The following is a 15,423-nucleotide window of genomic DNA, read 5'->3' as shown; positions in this document are numbered from 1 at the left end:
ATATTTCGAAAGGCGCCAGATTGAAAAGTCTGGCGCCTTTTTTGTTTCAGTGGCCGCAGGTTCCGGGTCGCAGGGGCGGGGCGTTTCGTCGTATTTATGTTTCTCGATGATGCTGTCCTGTCCGCCGGTCCTGCTTGCGAGATCGGCTGTCAGGGAGATGATTGGCGACCTCTTCCATATAGGAACGGTCGGCGCAGAGCCCTGGCGTGATTGGTTGTATTTGCCATCGGGGCGAGGTGCATTCGTGCATTCGCACCTATAAATTGCCTGCTGCTTTTTTACCCGTTTTCAGTAGGGTGACTTCTTGAGTTTGACCCACTAGAATGCATGCCCTTGATTCTGGGGTCGGAAACGGCCGGCTAACGTCTGTGCAACGAGGAATATCCATGCAAGTTTCTGTTGAAAATACTACTGCTCTTGAGCGCCGCATGAGCGTCACCGTGCCGGCTGAGCGCATCGAGAGCCAGGTCAACAAGCGTCTGCAGCAGACCGCCCAAAAGGCCAAGATTGCTGGCTTCCGTCCAGGCAAAGTGCCAATGAGCGAAATCAAGCGCCGTTTCGGTGCTGACGCTCGCCAGGAAGCTGTAGGCGACGTGATCCAGTCTTCCTTCTATGAAGCTGTGGTTGAGCAGAAGCTGAACCCGGCTGGTCAGCCTTCGATCGAGCCAAAATCCCTGGAAGCGGGCAAGGACCTGGAATACGTAGCCGTATTCGAAGTGTTCCCTGAGTTCACCGTTGCCGGTTTTGACGGTATCGTCGTCGAGCGTCTGAGCGCTGACGTGACTGACGCCGATCTGGACAAGATGCTGGAAATCCTGCGCAAGCAGAACACTCGTTTCGAAGTCGCCGATCGCGCTGCCCAGAACGAAGACCAGTTGAACATCGATTTCGTCGGCAAGGTCGACGGTGAAGTGTTCGCTGGCGGTTCCGCCAAGGGTACCCAGCTGGTTCTGGGCTCCGGCCGCATGATCCCTGGTTTCGAAGATGGCCTGGTTGGCGCCAAGGCCGGTGAAGAACGCGTTCTGAACCTGACTTTCCCAGAGGATTATCAGAACCTGGACCTGGCTGGCAAAACCGCCGAGTTCACCGTGACCGTCAACACCGTTTCCGAGCCAAAGCTGCCAGAACTGACTGAAGAGTTCTTCGCTCAATTCGGCATCAAGGAAACCGGTCTGGAAGGCTTCCGTGCCGAAGTTCGCAAGAACATGGAGCGTGAGCTGCGTCAGGCGATCAAATCCAAGGTCAAGAATCAGGTAATGGACGGTCTGCTGGCCACCAACCCGATCGAAGTGCCAAAGGCTCTGCTGTCCAACGAAGTTGACCGTCTGCGCGTGCAGGCTGTCCAGCAGTTCGGCGGCAACATCAAGCCTGACCAACTGCCGGCCGAGCTGTTCGAAGAGCAAGCCAAGCGCCGCGTAGTGCTGGGCCTGATCGTGGCTGAAGTGGTCAAGCAATTCGACCTCAAGCCAGACGAAACCCGCGTTCGCGAGATGATTCAGGAAATGGCTTCGGCCTACCAGGAGCCTGAGCAAGTTGTGTCCTGGTACTACAAAAACGACCAGCAACTGAACGAAGTTCGTTCGGTTGTGCTGGAAGAGCAAGTTGTGGATACTGTTCTGCAGAAAGCTAGCGTGACCGACAAATCGGTCTCTTACGAAGAAGCGGTCAAGCCGGTAGAAGCACCACAAGCCGACTGATCACTTTTGCGGTAAGAAGCAAACACCATAAGCCAGCCTTCGTGCTGGCTTATGCGTATTCAAGACATAACTATTTGGGAGTGACTGCAGAGCATGTTCCGTAATTCGTATATTCAGCAGAACTCTGATATCCAGGCCGCAGGCGGCCTGGTCCCGATGGTTGTCGAGCAGTCCGCTCGTGGCGAGCGCGCCTACGACATCTACTCGCGCCTGCTCAAGGAGCGAGTGATCTTTCTGGTTGGCCCGGTAGAGGACTACATGGCCAACCTGATCTGTGCGCAACTGCTGTTCCTTGAAGCGGAAAACCCGGACAAGGACATCCATCTCTATATCAACTCCCCGGGCGGTTCGGTGACGGCGGGCATGTCGATCTACGACACCATGCAGTTCATCAAGCCTAATGTATCGACCACCTGTATCGGTCAAGCGTGCAGCATGGGCGCGTTCCTGCTGACGGCCGGTGCCCAGGGCAAGCGTTACTGCCTGCCGAACTCGCGTGTGATGATTCACCAGCCACTGGGCGGTTTCCAGGGCCAGGCGTCGGATATCGAAATCCATGCCAAGGAAATCCTCTTCATTCGTGAGCGTCTCAACACGCTGATGGCCAAACACAGCGGGCGCACGCTTGAAGAAATCGAGCGCGATACCAACCGCGACAATTTCATGAGTGCGGAAGCCGCACGCGAGTACGGGTTGATCGACGAAGTGATCAGTCAGCGCCCTGCTTAAAATAAGCAGCTCAAAATAAGGTTGGTCGGCGGGTCCGATCACCTGCGGGCTTGAAAAAGCCCGCAATAGCCTTCATCTTGTGTTGCAAGCCTATCGGATTTGGATCGAACGAATGACTGACACCCGCAACGGCGAGGACAACGGCAAGCTGCTCTATTGCTCCTTCTGTGGCAAAAGCCAGCATGAAGTGCGCAAATTGATTGCCGGCCCCTCGGTCTTTATCTGCGACGAGTGCGTCGACCTGTGCAATGACATCATCCGCGAGGAGGTGCAGGAAGCACAGGCCGAAAGCAGCGCGCATAAATTGCCTTCGCCTAAAGAAATCAGCGGCATCCTTGATCAGTATGTGATTGGTCAGGAGCGTGCGAAAAAGGTTCTGGCCGTAGCGGTGTACAACCACTACAAACGCCTGAATCAGCGTGACAAAAAGAATGACGACGTCGAACTCGGCAAGAGCAACATCCTGCTGATCGGCCCGACAGGCTCGGGTAAGACCTTGCTTGCCGAAACACTGGCCCGCTTGCTGAACGTTCCGTTCACCATCGCCGACGCAACCACCCTCACCGAGGCGGGTTACGTGGGTGAAGATGTCGAGAACATCATTCAGAAGCTGCTGCAGAAATGCGATTACGACGTGGAAAAAGCCCAGATGGGCATTGTCTACATCGATGAAATCGACAAGATTTCGCGCAAATCCGACAACCCGTCGATCACCCGGGACGTTTCCGGTGAAGGCGTGCAGCAGGCCCTGCTCAAGTTGATCGAAGGCACGGTCGCTTCCGTTCCACCTCAAGGTGGTCGCAAGCATCCGCAACAGGAATTCCTTCAGGTCGACACCCGTAACATCCTGTTCATCTGCGGTGGTGCGTTCTCCGGTCTGGAAAAGGTTATTCAAAACCGTTCCACCAAGGGCGGTATCGGTTTCAACGCGGAAGTGCGCAGCAAGGAAGAAGGCAAGAAAGTCGGTGAGTCACTGCGTGAAGTCGAGCCTGACGATCTGGTCAAGTTCGGTCTGATCCCGGAATTCGTCGGTCGTCTGCCGGTACTTGCGACGCTGGACGAGCTTGACGAGACTGCGTTGATGCAGATCCTCACCGAACCGAAAAATGCTCTGACCAAGCAGTATGCCAAGCTGTTCGAGATGGAAGGCGTTGACCTGGAATTCCGTTCCGACGCTCTGAAATCGGTCGCCAAGCGTGCCCTGGAGCGTAAAACCGGTGCTCGTGGCCTGCGTTCGATTCTCGAAGGTGTATTGCTCGACACTATGTATGAAATCCCCTCGCAATCCGAGGTGAGCAAAGTAGTGATCGATGAAAGCGTGATAGAAGGCAAGTCCAAGCCACTGTATATCTATGAAAACAGTGAGCCGACCGCCAAGGCCGCGCCAGACGCTTAAGCGTCACGCAGCTTGAACAAAGAAGGGGCCTTCGGGCCCCTTTTCTTTTCGTGCGTTTTAACACTGTCTTTGCGCTTGTTTTTTTTCAAGGCAACCCCCATCTTGGTTTCAAGCTTACTTCCATCTGTTTACGGCCTTACGGCCGCCGTAGAGGCGAAATCATGAAGACCACCATCGAATTGCCTCTCCTGCCATTGCGTGATGTCGTGGTTTATCCGCACATGGTTATCCCGCTGTTCGTGGGGCGCGAGAAATCCATCGAAGCCCTCGAGGCTGCGATGACGGGTGACAAGCAGATTCTTCTGCTGGCCCAGAGAAACCCGGCTGACGACGATCCCGGTGAAGAGGCTCTGTACCGCGTTGGTACGATTGCCACCGTTCTGCAGCTGCTGAAGCTGCCTGACGGCACGGTCAAGGTCCTGGTCGAAGGTGAGCAGCGGGGCGCCGTTGAGCGCTTCAGCGAAGTGGACGGCCACTGCCGTGCCGAAGTCTCCCTGATCGACGAAGTTGACGCACCAGAGCGCGAGTCGGAGGTATTCGTTCGCAGCCTGCTGTCGCAGTTCGAGCAATACGTGCAGTTGGGCAAGAAGGTCCCGGCTGAAGTCCTCTCGTCGCTCAACAGCATCGATGAGCCAGGCCGCCTGGTGGACACCATGGCTGCGCACATGGCCCTGAAGATCGAGCAGAAGCAGGAAATCCTCGAAATCATCGATCTGTCGGCCCGGGTCGAGCACGTTCTGGCGTTGCTCGATGCCGAGATCGACCTGCTGCAGGTCGAAAAACGCATTCGCGGCCGCGTCAAGAAGCAAATGGAGCGCAGCCAGCGCGAGTACTACCTGAATGAGCAGATGAAGGCCATTCAGAAAGAGCTCGGCGACAGTGATGAAGGTCACAATGAAGTCGAAGATCTGAAAAAACGTATCGATGCTGCTGGCCTGCCCAAAGATGCCCTGGCCAAGGCGACAGCCGAACTGAACAAGCTCAAGCAGATGTCACCGATGTCCGCGGAAGCGACCGTGGTGCGCTCGTACATCGACTGGCTGGTTCAGGTGCCGTGGAAGGCGCAGAGCAAGGTGCGCCTGGATCTGGCGCGTGCCGAAGACATTCTGGATGCCGATCACTATGGCCTCGAAGAAGTCAAAGAGCGCATCCTCGAATACCTCGCCGTGCAAAAGCGCGTGAAGAAGATTCGTGGTCCGGTGCTGTGCCTGGTCGGCCCTCCGGGGGTCGGTAAAACGTCCCTGGCGGAGTCGATTGCTCATGCCACCAACCGCAAGTTCGTACGCATGGCCCTCGGTGGCGTACGTGACGAGGCGGAAATTCGTGGTCATCGCCGTACTTACATCGGTTCGATGCCAGGAAGATTGATTCAAAAGATGACAAAAGTGGGCGTGCGCAACCCGCTGTTCCTGCTCGATGAAATCGACAAAATGGGCAGCGACATGCGCGGCGATCCGGCATCGGCGTTGCTGGAAGTGCTCGATCCCGAGCAGAACCACAATTTCAACGATCACTATCTGGAAGTCGATTACGACCTGTCCGATGTGATGTTCCTGTGCACCTCGAACTCGATGAACATTCCACCGGCGCTGCTGGACCGGATGGAAGTGATCCGTCTGCCGGGCTACACCGAAGACGAGAAGATCAACATCGCCGTGAAGTACCTTTCGCCGAAGCAGATCACTGCCAACGGTTTGAAAAAAGGCGAGCTGGAGTTTGACGCCGAAGCGATTCGCGACATCATTCGCTACTACACCCGTGAAGCCGGTGTGCGTGGCCTTGAGCGGCAGATTGCCAAGGTTTGCCGCAAGGCCGTCAAGGAGCATGCGCTGGAAAAACGCTTCTCGGTGAAGGTCACCGCAGACATGCTGGAGCACTTCCTGGGCGTGCGTAAATTCCGCTATGGCCTGGCCGAGCAGCAGGATCAGATCGGCCAGGTGACCGGGCTGGCATGGACTCAGGTGGGTGGCGAACTGCTGACCATCGAAGCCGCCGTGGTACCGGGCAAGGGCCAGTTGATCAAGACCGGTTCCCTGGGTGATGTGATGGTCGAGTCGATCACGGCCGCGTTGACCGTTGTTCGCAGTCGGGCGAAGAGTCTGGGCATTCCCCTGGACTTCCATGAGAAGCGCGACACGCACATCCATATGCCGGAAGGGGCGACCCCGAAAGACGGTCCTAGCGCCGGCGTGGGCATGTGCACGGCCCTGGTTTCGGCGTTGACCGGCATTCCGGTGCGCGCAGATGTCGCCATGACCGGCGAAATCACCTTGCGTGGCCAGGTGCTGGCCATTGGCGGCTTGAAAGAAAAGCTGCTGGCTGCCCATCGCGGCGGAATCAAGACGGTGATCATTCCTGAAGAGAATGTGCGCGATCTCAAAGAGATTCCGGACAATATCAAGCAGGATCTACAGATTAAACCGGTTAAATGGATTGACGAGGTCCTGCAAATTGCGTTGCAATACGCGCCGGAGCCCTTGCCGGACGTGGCTCCGGAGATAGTCGCGAAGGATGAGAAACGCGACGCGGATTCTAAGGAAAGAATTAGCACGCATTAGTACGTATTTGCCTGGGGGGCTTCCTTGACAGTTTTTTAGAGCCCTTGTTATAAAGCGGCTCTTAAGTGTCTGTAGGCCATTCAGCACTCGTTTTTGCTTTCACCAAAAAAACTTAGAATCATACTCAAATAGATATAAGGGGACTTAGAGTGAACAAGTCGGAACTGATTGATGCTATCGCTGCATCCGCTGATATCCCGAAAGCTGCTGCTGGCCGTGCGCTGGACGCTGTAATCGAATCCGTCACTGGCGCTCTCAAGGCTGGCGACTCTGTTGTTCTGGTTGGTTTCGGTACCTTCTCCGTAACCGATCGTCCAGCTCGCATCGGTCGTAACCCACAGACCGGTAAGACGCTGGAAATCGCAGCAGCCAAAAAACCAGGTTTCAAAGCCGGTAAAGCACTGAAAGAAGCTGTCAACTAAGTTCGATTCAGGTTTTTACCCATCCGGGTCGGGGTCATGCCTGACTTGGCAGCGGAGCGGCAGTCCTGACTGCAGGTCGCCGGTTCAAGACACCAAGGGTCGCCAGTTCGAGTCCTTGATCCGCTCCGCCAGTTACGAGAAGGCGCATCCTCGGATGCGCCTTTCTTCTATCCGGATTCTACCCACGCTCCACGGTTGCCTAATTTTGAAGTTCAACCGTTTCTGGGGGACGCATGCTGCAGAATATCAGGGACAATTCACAAGGCTGGATTGCCAAGACTATTATCGGGGTCATCGTTGCACTGATGGCCTTGACCGGTTTCGACGCCATTTTTCAGGCCACGACGAGCAAGAATGAAGCGGCGAAGGTCAATGGTGAAGAAATCAGCCAGAACGAGCTGAGCCAGGCGGTCGATATGCAACGCCGCCAGCTTATGCAACAGCTGGGCAAGGATTTCGATGCTTCCTTGCTGGATGAAAAAATGTTGCGCGAATCGGCCCTCAAGGGCCTGATCGATCGCAAACTGCTGCTGCAAGGCGCAGAACAATCGAAGTTTGCCTTTTCCGAAGCGGCACTTGATCAGGTCATCCTGCAAACACCGGAATTTCAGGTTGATGGCAAGTTCAGCTCCGAGCGTTTCGACCAGGTGATTCGCCAGCTTGGCTATACCCGCATGCAATTCCGCCAGATGCTGGCTCAGGAAATGCTGATTGGCCAGCTGCGTGCCGGTCTGGCCGGTAGCGGTTTCGTGACCGATGCGCAGGTGCTGGCATTTGCCCGTCTGGAAAAACAGACCCGCGATTTCGCTTCGCTGAACATCAAGGCTGACCCGGCGGCTGTGAAGCTGACCGACGAAGAGGTCAAGGCCTATTACGACGAACACGCCAAGGAATTCATGACGCCGGATCAGGTGGTCATCGATTACCTCGAGTTGAAGAAGGCTTCCTTCTTCGACCAGGTCAGCGTCAACGACGAAGATCTGCAAGCGGCCTATCAGAAAGAAATCGCGAACCTGTCCGAGCAACGCCGGGCTGCGCACATTCTGATTGAAGTGAACGACAAGACCACCGAGGCACAAGCCAAGGCGAAGATCGAAGAGATCCAGGCCCGTCTGGCCAAGGGTGAGCAGTTCGAGGCACTGGCCAAGGAGTTCTCCCAGGATCCGGGTTCGGCAAACAACGGCGGTGACCTGGGTTATGCCGGTCCTGGCGTCTACGATCCTGCGTTCGAAAAAGCCCTGTATTCGTTGGCCAAGGACCAGGTTTCGGCGCCGGTTCGCACCGACTTCGGTTTTCACCTGATCAAGCTGTTGGGTGTGGAAGCACCTGAAGTGCCAACCTTCGCCAGCCTGAAAGACAAGCTGACCCGTGCGCTGAAAACCCAGCAGGTCGAGCAGCGTTTCGTTGAGGCGAGCAAGCAACTGGAAGACGCCTCGTTCGAAGCGTCCGATCTGGCTCAACCGGCGCAGGACCTGAAACTGACCGTACAGACGTCCAAGCCGTTCGGCCGCGAAGGCGGTGAGGGTATTGCAGCCAACCGTGCCGTGATCACTGCCGCGTTCAGCCCGGAAGTCCTGGATGAGGGTGCGAACAGCACCGCCATCGAGCTCGATCCGGAAACCGTGGTCGTGGTGCGTGCCAAGGAGCACCTGAAGCCTTCGCAGCTGCCGCTGGAAAGCGTTGATGCGGCCATCCGCGGGCAACTGGCCAAGGAGCACGCCAGCGCCGATGCCAAGACCAAGGCTGAAGCCTTGATCGCCAATCTGCGCGATGGCAAGACCCCGCTGGATCAGGCCGTCGACGGCCAAGCCTGGAAAGTCACCGAGGCGGCGACTCGCGCTCAGGAAGGGGTTGATCCTGCCGTGCTGCAAGCGCTGTTCCGCATGGCGAAGCCGGCGGCCAAGGACAAGCCGACCTTCACCAGCGTGACGCTGGCGGATGGCAGCCTGATGATCGTGCGCCTCAATGGCGTGAACGAAGCCGCGGCGCCTACCGATGAAGAGAAAGCGCAGTACCGTCGCTACCTCGCGTCGCGCATCGGCCAGCAAGACTTTGCGGCGTATCGCAAGCAGCTGGAAAGCCAGGCGGACATCAAGAAGTACTGATGCCTGACCAGGTTTAGCGCGACACAGGAGACCCCGGCCGAAACGCCGGGGTCTTTTCGTTTGGCCGTACGTCATTTGCCGCGGTGACTTTTACGCAAAACCGCGGTCAATCAGCCTGTAACCGTTTTAAGACACGATCGATGCTCCGCTAAGCATCGATCTGTTGCACAATACGCCCCGAACCGTTTTCCTCAGGATGTTCAATGTTTAAATCATTTCCCATGCGGATTGTCGGCGTGGCTGCCGTGCTGGCCGTTGCAGCCGGTTGTTCATCGAACAAGGCTGCCATCTACGAGCATGAGAACTTCGACGATTCCGGCACCTTTTCCCGTAACTATCCGGTCACCGATATCCAGAGCTGTGAAGCCGCCCGCCGCGCCTTGCTCAGCCAGGGTTACATCATCACCAGCAACGATCCGAAGCTGGTCAGCGGTCACAAGAGCTTCCAGCAGACCGGCGAAAACCACATGGAGATCAGTTTCAGTGTGGTGTGTGCCGATGACGGTAGCGAAGGGCACCATGCGACTGTGTTCGCCAACGCCCTGCAGGATCGTTATGCGCTGAAGAAGACCAACAACTCCGCCAGTCTTGGTGTAGGCGTGCTGGGCTCGGTGTCGATGCCGATCGGCTCCTCTGACGACTCGATGGTGAAGGTCGCCAGCGAAACCGTCTCGTCTGCCAAGTTCTACGAGCGTTTCTTTGCACTGGTCGAGCTGTTCCTGCCGCCGGAAGCGAAAAAGGCTGCGCACATCACCGAAAAGCCGAAAACAGACCTGGGCATGCCTGAAGCCCAGGTGGCACCGGCTCCTCTGGCGCCTGCCGCAACCACTGCGCCGGCCGCACAGCCAACCCCGCCAACCCCGCCAACCCCGGCGCCTGCTCCAGTGGAACCCGCTCCAACGGTTTCTGAGCCGGTCATGCCGCCGCCTGAAGCGGCACCGATTACCCCGGTTCAGAACATGGATCCGGCACCGTCGGTAGAAACCATCACGCCACCGACAAATCCAACCGACATGCCGCCGCCGAGCGAGGCGATTCCGGCGATGCCTGTCACCGGCCAGTGATTGTTCGCGCTACGGGGTCGGCCAACGAGTCACGAACCCGTAGCGAGCGCATTGATTGATCCGCGTCAAACAAGGCCGCTGTCCTGCGGCCTCCCGCGAAAAAAACCAATGATAAATTCCTGACCAGCTGCTACGTTTTATTCAGTAGCGACGGAGTGTCGTGTCCGCGTCATTTTTCTTTCATGCGGACACTTTATGCTCAAGGCATTGGTCATTAGTTCTGACGTTTTTCAATACGGGTTGGGGGATTCAACAATGGACGATTATCAAGAAGAACTGCTCGAGTACCAGGCATTCGAACTGGATCCGCTGGAGCCTGCAGAAGACGCTACCGAGCTTTAAAGCTCCAACTTGTCGCTCGCAGCTAAAGGCTTCAGGCTGTTTTTCCATGGCTGCGGCGAAACTCGCCGGGTGTCTGCCCGTTCCAGCGTTTGAAGGCGCGTTGAAAGGCTTCGGCCGAGGCAAAGCCCAGCAGGTAGGCGATTTCCCCGAACGCCAGTTCGGTGTCGCGTATGTAGGTCATGGCCAGATCGCGACGGGTTTCATTGAGGATTGCGCGAAATTGCGTGCCTTCCTCGGCAAGTTTTCGGCGCAGGGTCCAGGTGGGCAGCTTCAGGCGTGCCGCCACTTCTTCCAGGTCGGGCTCCCGGCCACCATTGAGCAGGGGGCCCAGCAACGCGATGATGCGTTCACGCAGGCTGCGGGTGCGTGTCAGTTGTTCCAGCTCCTGCTCACACAGTTGCAGCAAATGCCGCCAGGTGCTCGGGCAATGCTCGGGGTTGCGCTGGGCGAGGCTTGCCAGGCTCAAGCGCAGTTGATTGCGTTCGCTGCCAAACTGGATCGGACAGTCACCCAGCACGTCATAGGCCGCACGGTAATCGGGCTCGTCGAATTCAATCTCGATACGTTCGGCGCGCAGCGCGATGGCGCTGACGCTGGATAATTGCTGCAACCAGCCGGCAATGATCGAATCCACCACGAAGCGGTTGTAGACGTTATAGGGGCTGATCGAATAGAAACGCAGCCAGGCGCCTTGGGCGTCTTCGTGAAAGCTTGATTGGCCGCGATAATTGGAACCGTACAAGGCTTCGAAGCGGATCAGGCAGCGCGCGGCTTCACGTACTGTGGGTGCCTGGGCTGCGGTGACCCCTGCGAGGCCGACCTGGCTCAGACGACTGAGCTGCCCCATGCGCAAGCCAAGGGCCGGGTTGTCGGTCAGTTGAATGGCGCTGTGGCCCAGGCGCATGTAGCGCGGTATTGACAGGCGGGCACCGGCCTCGCTCAGTCGCGCTGCGTCGAGGCCGTATTGATCGAGCAGTGGCTGCGGATCGACGCCATGACTGCGCACGGCATCGGCCAGGCTATGAACAAAGCCTACCGACAGATCGCCGAGGCGCATCGGCTGCGGTTTCATGGCTTACAACCAGAGGTTCAGCAAACGCGCACCCTGGGCGTTGCCGTCGGCAAACTGCTGGCCGTTGCGGCTGAGGAAGCTGTGCCCGGCGCTGCCCTGATCCCAGAATTGCCCCCGCAGGAACACGCTCATGCCCGCGACAGCCTGACTGGCCGGTACCCGGGTCGTGAGGGTCAGGCGCTGCCAGGCCTGGCCTTCGCTGACTTCTCCGGGCTTGAGGTTGACCGACGCCGGCTCCGATGCCCCCCTGTAGCCACGCCACGGCTGCTCCCAGGTGCCACGGCCGGGAACAAAGGCCGGTACCGCAACCAGCTGTACGCTCTGGTCGTTGAGCTTGAGGTAGTTTTCCGGGTACCAGCTGTCGTGGCCGATCAATACGCCCAATTTTCCTGCGGGTGTATCCACGACATTGAGCGAGTGTTCGGCGTTCGCCTTGATCCCGTTCTGTTCTGCGAAGAACGGGTGCATCTGGCGCTGGGGCTGGCCGATCGGCAGGCCATCGTTGTTGAACACCACGCTGCTGTTGTAAAGCGCGCCGCGACCGATCTTCAAGGTGCCGTCGATGATGCTTGGTTCGGGCAGCACGATGGAACCCGCGACTAGCGTCACGTGGAACTCCCTGGCCAATCCACCGAACAATGCCTGGTAGTCTCTGGCCATCGCCTTGGCTTTCATGCGCAGGTGGGCATCGTTCAGACGGTTGCCACCCTCGGCGCTGATCAACGCTTTGGCGAACTTCAGGGGATTGCTCACCGCCAGCCAGTTCATGGCCTCCTTGAGGGTGCTGGCCTGATACAGCTCATCCTTTTCGCCGCTGACCATCAACCAGGTACCGACGTGTTCCGGCAACACGACGACGGTCTTGCCGTTCAACAAGCCCTGGTCCCGGGCTGCTTGCAGATAGGCCGCGAGTTTGCGGTGCAAACGCTCGGGGCTTTGATAATCGGTAGGAAACAGTTCGGGCTGAATGCCCAGCAGATTGCCGCGATCGGCAGGCGTACCCTGGTCGACAGCCAGGTTGATCCGCAGGTCTGAAAGGTAGTGACCCACCGGCCGGTCCGCGGCCCACATCGCGTAGGTCGTGAGGGCGGCGAGCAACGCCATGGAAAATGTCAGATACAAAAGTTTGCGCATGGGGACACAGTTTACAGCCTGGAGCCGGGTGTGGCTTTTGATTTGGAACCGGATCGAGCATAAAGGGAATCAAGGGCCAGGTGGGTAAATTTCAACGCTGACGGTTTTTTGCGGTCGGCGGCCTTTCTGCATCGATAGGCGGCAATGAATGACCGGATTAAACGCCAGGGGAATTGACGGGGAGGGGGGCATCGGTCAGCCACCCTTTTGCTCGTCCGGCCGGCAGGTGAACGTTAGTTGGTGACCAGTAGTTCCGGGCCGAGGTAATCGTTGATCTGGTTGATATCGTCGTCGCCCAGGCTGCCCACCGAAGAGGCCAGGCGCAGACGCGACAGCAAATAGCGCACTTTGGCCTCGAACAGATCGTGACGTGCAACAAAGAGCAGTTCTTCGGCATTGAGGACGTCCGAGTTGGTGCTGGTGCCGCCTTCCTTGAAGCCCTTGCGTGTCGATAACAGTGAGCGTTCGTTGGACACTACGGCCTTCTCCAGGGCGTGAATGCGTTTGGCGCCACTCAGTATGCCTTGATACTCACGGGTGGTTCCGGTGATGACTTCCTGACGCGCGGCGTCAAGCTCATCCAGGGCCTTGTCGCTATTGGCGCTGGCCTGGCGTGTCAACGCGCTGACGCCGCCACCGCTGTACAGCGGGATATTGACTTCCAGCCCGATCGAGCCGTAGTGGTTGCGTTGGTTCAGCTCGGAAAGTGATTGGCTTTCACCCGCGGTGTAGCCGGCAATGAAATCCAGTGTTGGCCAGTGGCCGGCGCTGGCACGCTTCACTTCTTCAGCGGCAAGGTCGCGGCTATAGCGGCGCGCATGGATCAGCGGGCTGTCGGTCTGGGCTTTGACCAACCAGTCCTGCAGGTTGCTCGGCAGCAGAGGCGGTGTATCGAAACTCGGACGCAAGGTGGTCATGGATTCCGGAGTTTCACCGATGTATTCCTCAAGCTTGGCGCGCGCGTTGACCAGGTTGTCCTGCGCTTCGATCAGTTCGGCTTCGGCGAGGTCGCGGCGGGCGGCCGACTCGTCGATGTCGGTGACGGTGCCTGCGCCCAACTCCATGCGCCGTTTCGCCGAGGCGAGTTGTTCATCAAAGGCGTTCAGTTTGGACTTGGCCAGGGTGATGGTTTCGCTGGCCAGGAGCACGTCGAAATAGCTTTCGGCCAGGCGCACCGCGGCGTCCTGGGTCTTGGCATCGAATACCGCGTTGCTGTAGTCGGCACGCTGTTGGCCCTGGCGGTACTCGGCCATCTTCTGTTTGTTGAACAGCGGCTGGCGCAGGCGCACATTGGCGCCCTTGGAGTCGTAGTGCAGATCCCTCTCGATGCCGCTCTGGCTTTGGGAACCATTGACCTTGTTGTCGTAGGCCGAGGCATTGATCTGCGGCAGCAGGCCGGCCTTGCCGATGGCGCGGTTTTCGCCGCCGGCTTCTTTTTCATGCACGGCGGCCTGGTAGATAGGACCCTGGTACTGCAACAGGTCCCAAGCTTGTTTGAGGTCCATGGCGTCAGCCGGCAGGGCCAACCCCAGCAAGCAGAAGAGCAGGCAATGACGTTCCATTTCATTGTTCCTTGAATGAGCTGTCCACACGTTCGAGCATTGGTTTAAGAAGATAGCTCATCAAGTTGCGTTCGCCCGTCTTGATGGTGACGCTGGCAGGCATGCCGGGGCGAATGTGATTGGTGCCAAGCAGGTTCATGCCGTCGGGTGTGACTTCCACCTGGGCCAGATAGAAGGGTTGCTTGCTTTCCTCGTCCATCAGGCGGTCGGCGGAGATGGTCAGCACCCGGCCTGGAATGTTGGGCGTCCTGGCATGGTTGAAGGCCGGGAAGGAAATGTCCACGGGCAGGCCGGGGACCATCTTGTCGATGGCCTGCACGGGAATCATCGCGTCGACCTGCAGCGGTTCGTTGAGCGGAACGATTTCCATGATTTTGAAGCCGGGCTGAATGACCCCGCCGACGGTGGCAATGCTCAGGCCCTGGACCATGCCATCGATTGGCGAGCGAATCACCGTGTGGGTCACTTCATAGTCGAGCGCGCGCAGGCGGTCGGCCAGGGTAGTGTTTTCCTTGGCGGTTTCAGTCAGCTGCGATTCGACTTCCTTGAGGTAATCGTGCTGGCGCTGCAGGATGCGCAGCTTGATTTCAGTGGTCTGGCTACGCACACGGGCGATGTTGTTGAGGTTCTCGGCCTGGCCGGCGGACAGGTCGGCGTTGCTGCGCTCCAGCTCGAGCAGGCGGTTGCGCGGCACATAGCCTTCAGCCGACAGCACGCGGGTGCCTTGCAGTTCCTGGTTGAGGAAACCGATCTGCGAGGCGCGGGCGCTGTAGACCTGTTGCAGGCCCTTGAGCTGCACTGCCGATGCTGCCAGGTTCTCCTGCAGGATGCTGATTTCGCCAGCGAGTCCGGCGCGGCGGGTGTCCAGCAGGCGCTGCTGCAGGTCCATGGCGGCCTCCAGGCGGTAATCACCCTTGAAGCGCTTGAGCAGTTCGGGATCGTAGGTCACTACATCGCGACCGTCCCGTTCCGCTTCCAGGCGGTTTTCCACGGTCTTGCTGACGATGTACTGGGCGCTGATCGCACCTTCTTCGGCAGTGGCCCGCAACGAATCGAGGCGGACCACTTCCTGTCCTTTTTTCACCAAATCGCCTTCGCGAACCAGAATGGCCTCCACGGTACCGCCGGTGAGGTGCTGTACGGCTTTGCGATTGTTGGTGACTTTGACCGTGCCGGTCGCGACCACGCCGGCATCCAGCGGTGCCAGCCAGGACCACAGGAGGAAGCCGCCGAAGCCGGCGATCACCAGCCACACGCCCCATCGCGCAGGTCTGCCGACGTCCAGATCCACCATGCTACGGGGATCGGCAGGAATCATCTCGGTATGTTGGCTCATTTGCAT

Annotated in this window: 13 protein-coding genes; 9 read left to right on the top strand and 4 right to left on the bottom strand. The window is 58.1% G+C overall.

Annotated features, from left to right (window positions below):
• From PMI26_RS31770 to PMI26_RS31570, 9 genes are all read left to right on the top strand, one after another.
• Positions 1–262, top strand: a 262-nt coding sequence (locus tag PMI26_RS31770; RefSeq protein WP_238540786.1) for a hypothetical protein, incomplete at its 5' end; no start/stop codon positions are given.
• Positions 263–386: 124 nt separating this feature from the next.
• Positions 387–1,697 carry a trigger factor gene (tig, locus tag PMI26_RS25870; RefSeq protein ID WP_033047425.1) on the top strand — a complete coding sequence of 437 codons (1,311 nt, stop codon included), beginning with the start codon at positions 387–389 and terminating at the stop codon, positions 1,695–1,697.
• A 93-nt stretch (positions 1,698–1,790) separates the two neighbouring features.
• Entirely contained in the window at positions 1,791–2,426 is a 636-nt protein-coding gene (gene clpP, locus PMI26_RS25875) for an ATP-dependent Clp endopeptidase proteolytic subunit ClpP (RefSeq protein ID WP_007970761.1), read from the top strand.
• A gap of 112 nt (positions 2,427–2,538) precedes the next feature.
• Positions 2,539–3,822, top strand: coding sequence for an ATP-dependent Clp protease ATP-binding subunit ClpX (gene clpX, locus PMI26_RS25880; RefSeq protein WP_007970759.1), 1,284 nt, complete (start codon positions 2,539–2,541; stop codon positions 3,820–3,822).
• Between the two features lie 161 nt (positions 3,823–3,983).
• Positions 3,984–6,380, top strand: coding sequence for an endopeptidase La (gene lon / locus PMI26_RS25885; RefSeq protein ID WP_007970757.1), 2,397 nt, complete (start codon positions 3,984–3,986; stop codon positions 6,378–6,380).
• A 149-nt stretch (positions 6,381–6,529) separates the two neighbouring features.
• Complete coding sequence (locus PMI26_RS0129350; RefSeq protein ID WP_002552737.1) at positions 6,530–6,802, top strand: HU family DNA-binding protein; 273 nt, start codon at positions 6,530–6,532, stop codon at positions 6,800–6,802.
• 233 nt (positions 6,803–7,035) lie between these two features.
• Complete coding sequence (locus PMI26_RS25890; RefSeq protein ID WP_007970755.1) at positions 7,036–8,907, top strand: SurA N-terminal domain-containing protein; 1,872 nt, start codon at positions 7,036–7,038, stop codon at positions 8,905–8,907.
• A 203-nt stretch (positions 8,908–9,110) separates the two neighbouring features.
• Positions 9,111–9,971 (top strand): DUF2242 domain-containing protein, encoded by an 861-nt coding sequence (locus PMI26_RS25895; RefSeq protein WP_007970753.1) that lies wholly within the window; start codon positions 9,111–9,113, stop codon positions 9,969–9,971.
• 195 nt (positions 9,972–10,166) lie between these two features.
• The gene (locus PMI26_RS31570; RefSeq protein WP_007970751.1) at positions 10,167–10,313 is read left to right on the top strand and encodes a hypothetical protein; all 147 of its coding nucleotides are present in this window, start codon (positions 10,167–10,169) and stop codon (positions 10,311–10,313) included.
• A 31-nt stretch (positions 10,314–10,344) separates the two neighbouring features.
• Here PMI26_RS31570 and PMI26_RS25900 read toward each other — a convergent pair whose 3' ends face one another.
• From PMI26_RS25900 to PMI26_RS25915, 4 genes are all read right to left on the bottom strand, one after another.
• Complete coding sequence (locus PMI26_RS25900; RefSeq protein WP_007970749.1) at positions 10,345–11,385, bottom strand: AraC family transcriptional regulator; 1,041 nt, start codon at positions 11,383–11,385, stop codon at positions 10,345–10,347.
• A gap of 3 nt (positions 11,386–11,388) precedes the next feature.
• A complete protein-coding gene (locus PMI26_RS25905) occupies positions 11,389–12,519 on the bottom strand; it encodes a carbon-nitrogen hydrolase family protein (protein WP_007970747.1) in 1,131 nt (376 codons plus the stop codon).
• 233 nt (positions 12,520–12,752) lie between these two features.
• Positions 12,753–14,081, bottom strand: a complete 1,329-nt coding sequence (locus PMI26_RS25910) for a TolC family outer membrane protein (RefSeq protein ID WP_007970746.1) — start codon at positions 14,079–14,081, stop codon at positions 12,753–12,755.
• 1 nt (position 14,082) lies between these two features.
• Positions 14,083–15,423, bottom strand: coding sequence for an HlyD family type I secretion periplasmic adaptor subunit (locus tag PMI26_RS25915; RefSeq protein ID WP_007970745.1), 1,341 nt, complete (start codon positions 15,421–15,423; stop codon positions 14,083–14,085).

Origin of the sequence: Pseudomonas sp. GM33 (genome assembly GCF_000282295.1) — a bacterium.
Lineage (GTDB): Bacteria > Pseudomonadota > Gammaproteobacteria > Pseudomonadales > Pseudomonadaceae > Aquipseudomonas > Aquipseudomonas laurylsulfatiphila.
The sequence above is the reverse complement of the archived record's forward strand: the minus strand, read 5'-3'. Positions and strand labels throughout refer to the sequence as shown.

Coding starts and splice junctions, on each gene's coding strand:
- tig (WP_033047425.1), top strand. CDS start 387: ATGCAAGTTTCTGTTGAAAATACTACTGCTCTTGAGCGCCGCATGAGC.
- clpP (WP_007970761.1), top strand. CDS start 1,791: ATGTTCCGTAATTCGTATATTCAGCAGAACTCTGATATCCAGGCCGCA.
- clpX (WP_007970759.1), top strand. CDS start 2,539: ATGACTGACACCCGCAACGGCGAGGACAACGGCAAGCTGCTCTATTGC.
- lon (WP_007970757.1), top strand. CDS start 3,984: ATGAAGACCACCATCGAATTGCCTCTCCTGCCATTGCGTGATGTCGTG.
- PMI26_RS25890 (WP_007970755.1), top strand. CDS start 7,036: ATGCTGCAGAATATCAGGGACAATTCACAAGGCTGGATTGCCAAGACT.
- PMI26_RS25895 (WP_007970753.1), top strand. CDS start 9,111: ATGTTTAAATCATTTCCCATGCGGATTGTCGGCGTGGCTGCCGTGCTG.
- PMI26_RS31570 (WP_007970751.1), top strand. CDS start 10,167: ATGCTCAAGGCATTGGTCATTAGTTCTGACGTTTTTCAATACGGGTTG.
- PMI26_RS25900 (WP_007970749.1), bottom strand. CDS start 11,385: ATGAAACCGCAGCCGATGCGCCTCGGCGATCTGTCGGTAGGCTTTGTT.
- PMI26_RS25905 (WP_007970747.1), bottom strand. CDS start 12,519: ATGCGCAAACTTTTGTATCTGACATTTTCCATGGCGTTGCTCGCCGCC.
- PMI26_RS25910 (WP_007970746.1), bottom strand. CDS start 14,081: ATGGAACGTCATTGCCTGCTCTTCTGCTTGCTGGGGTTGGCCCTGCCG.
- PMI26_RS25915 (WP_007970745.1), bottom strand. CDS start 15,423: ATGCAAATGAGCCAACATACCGAGATGATTCCTGCCGATCCCCGTAGC.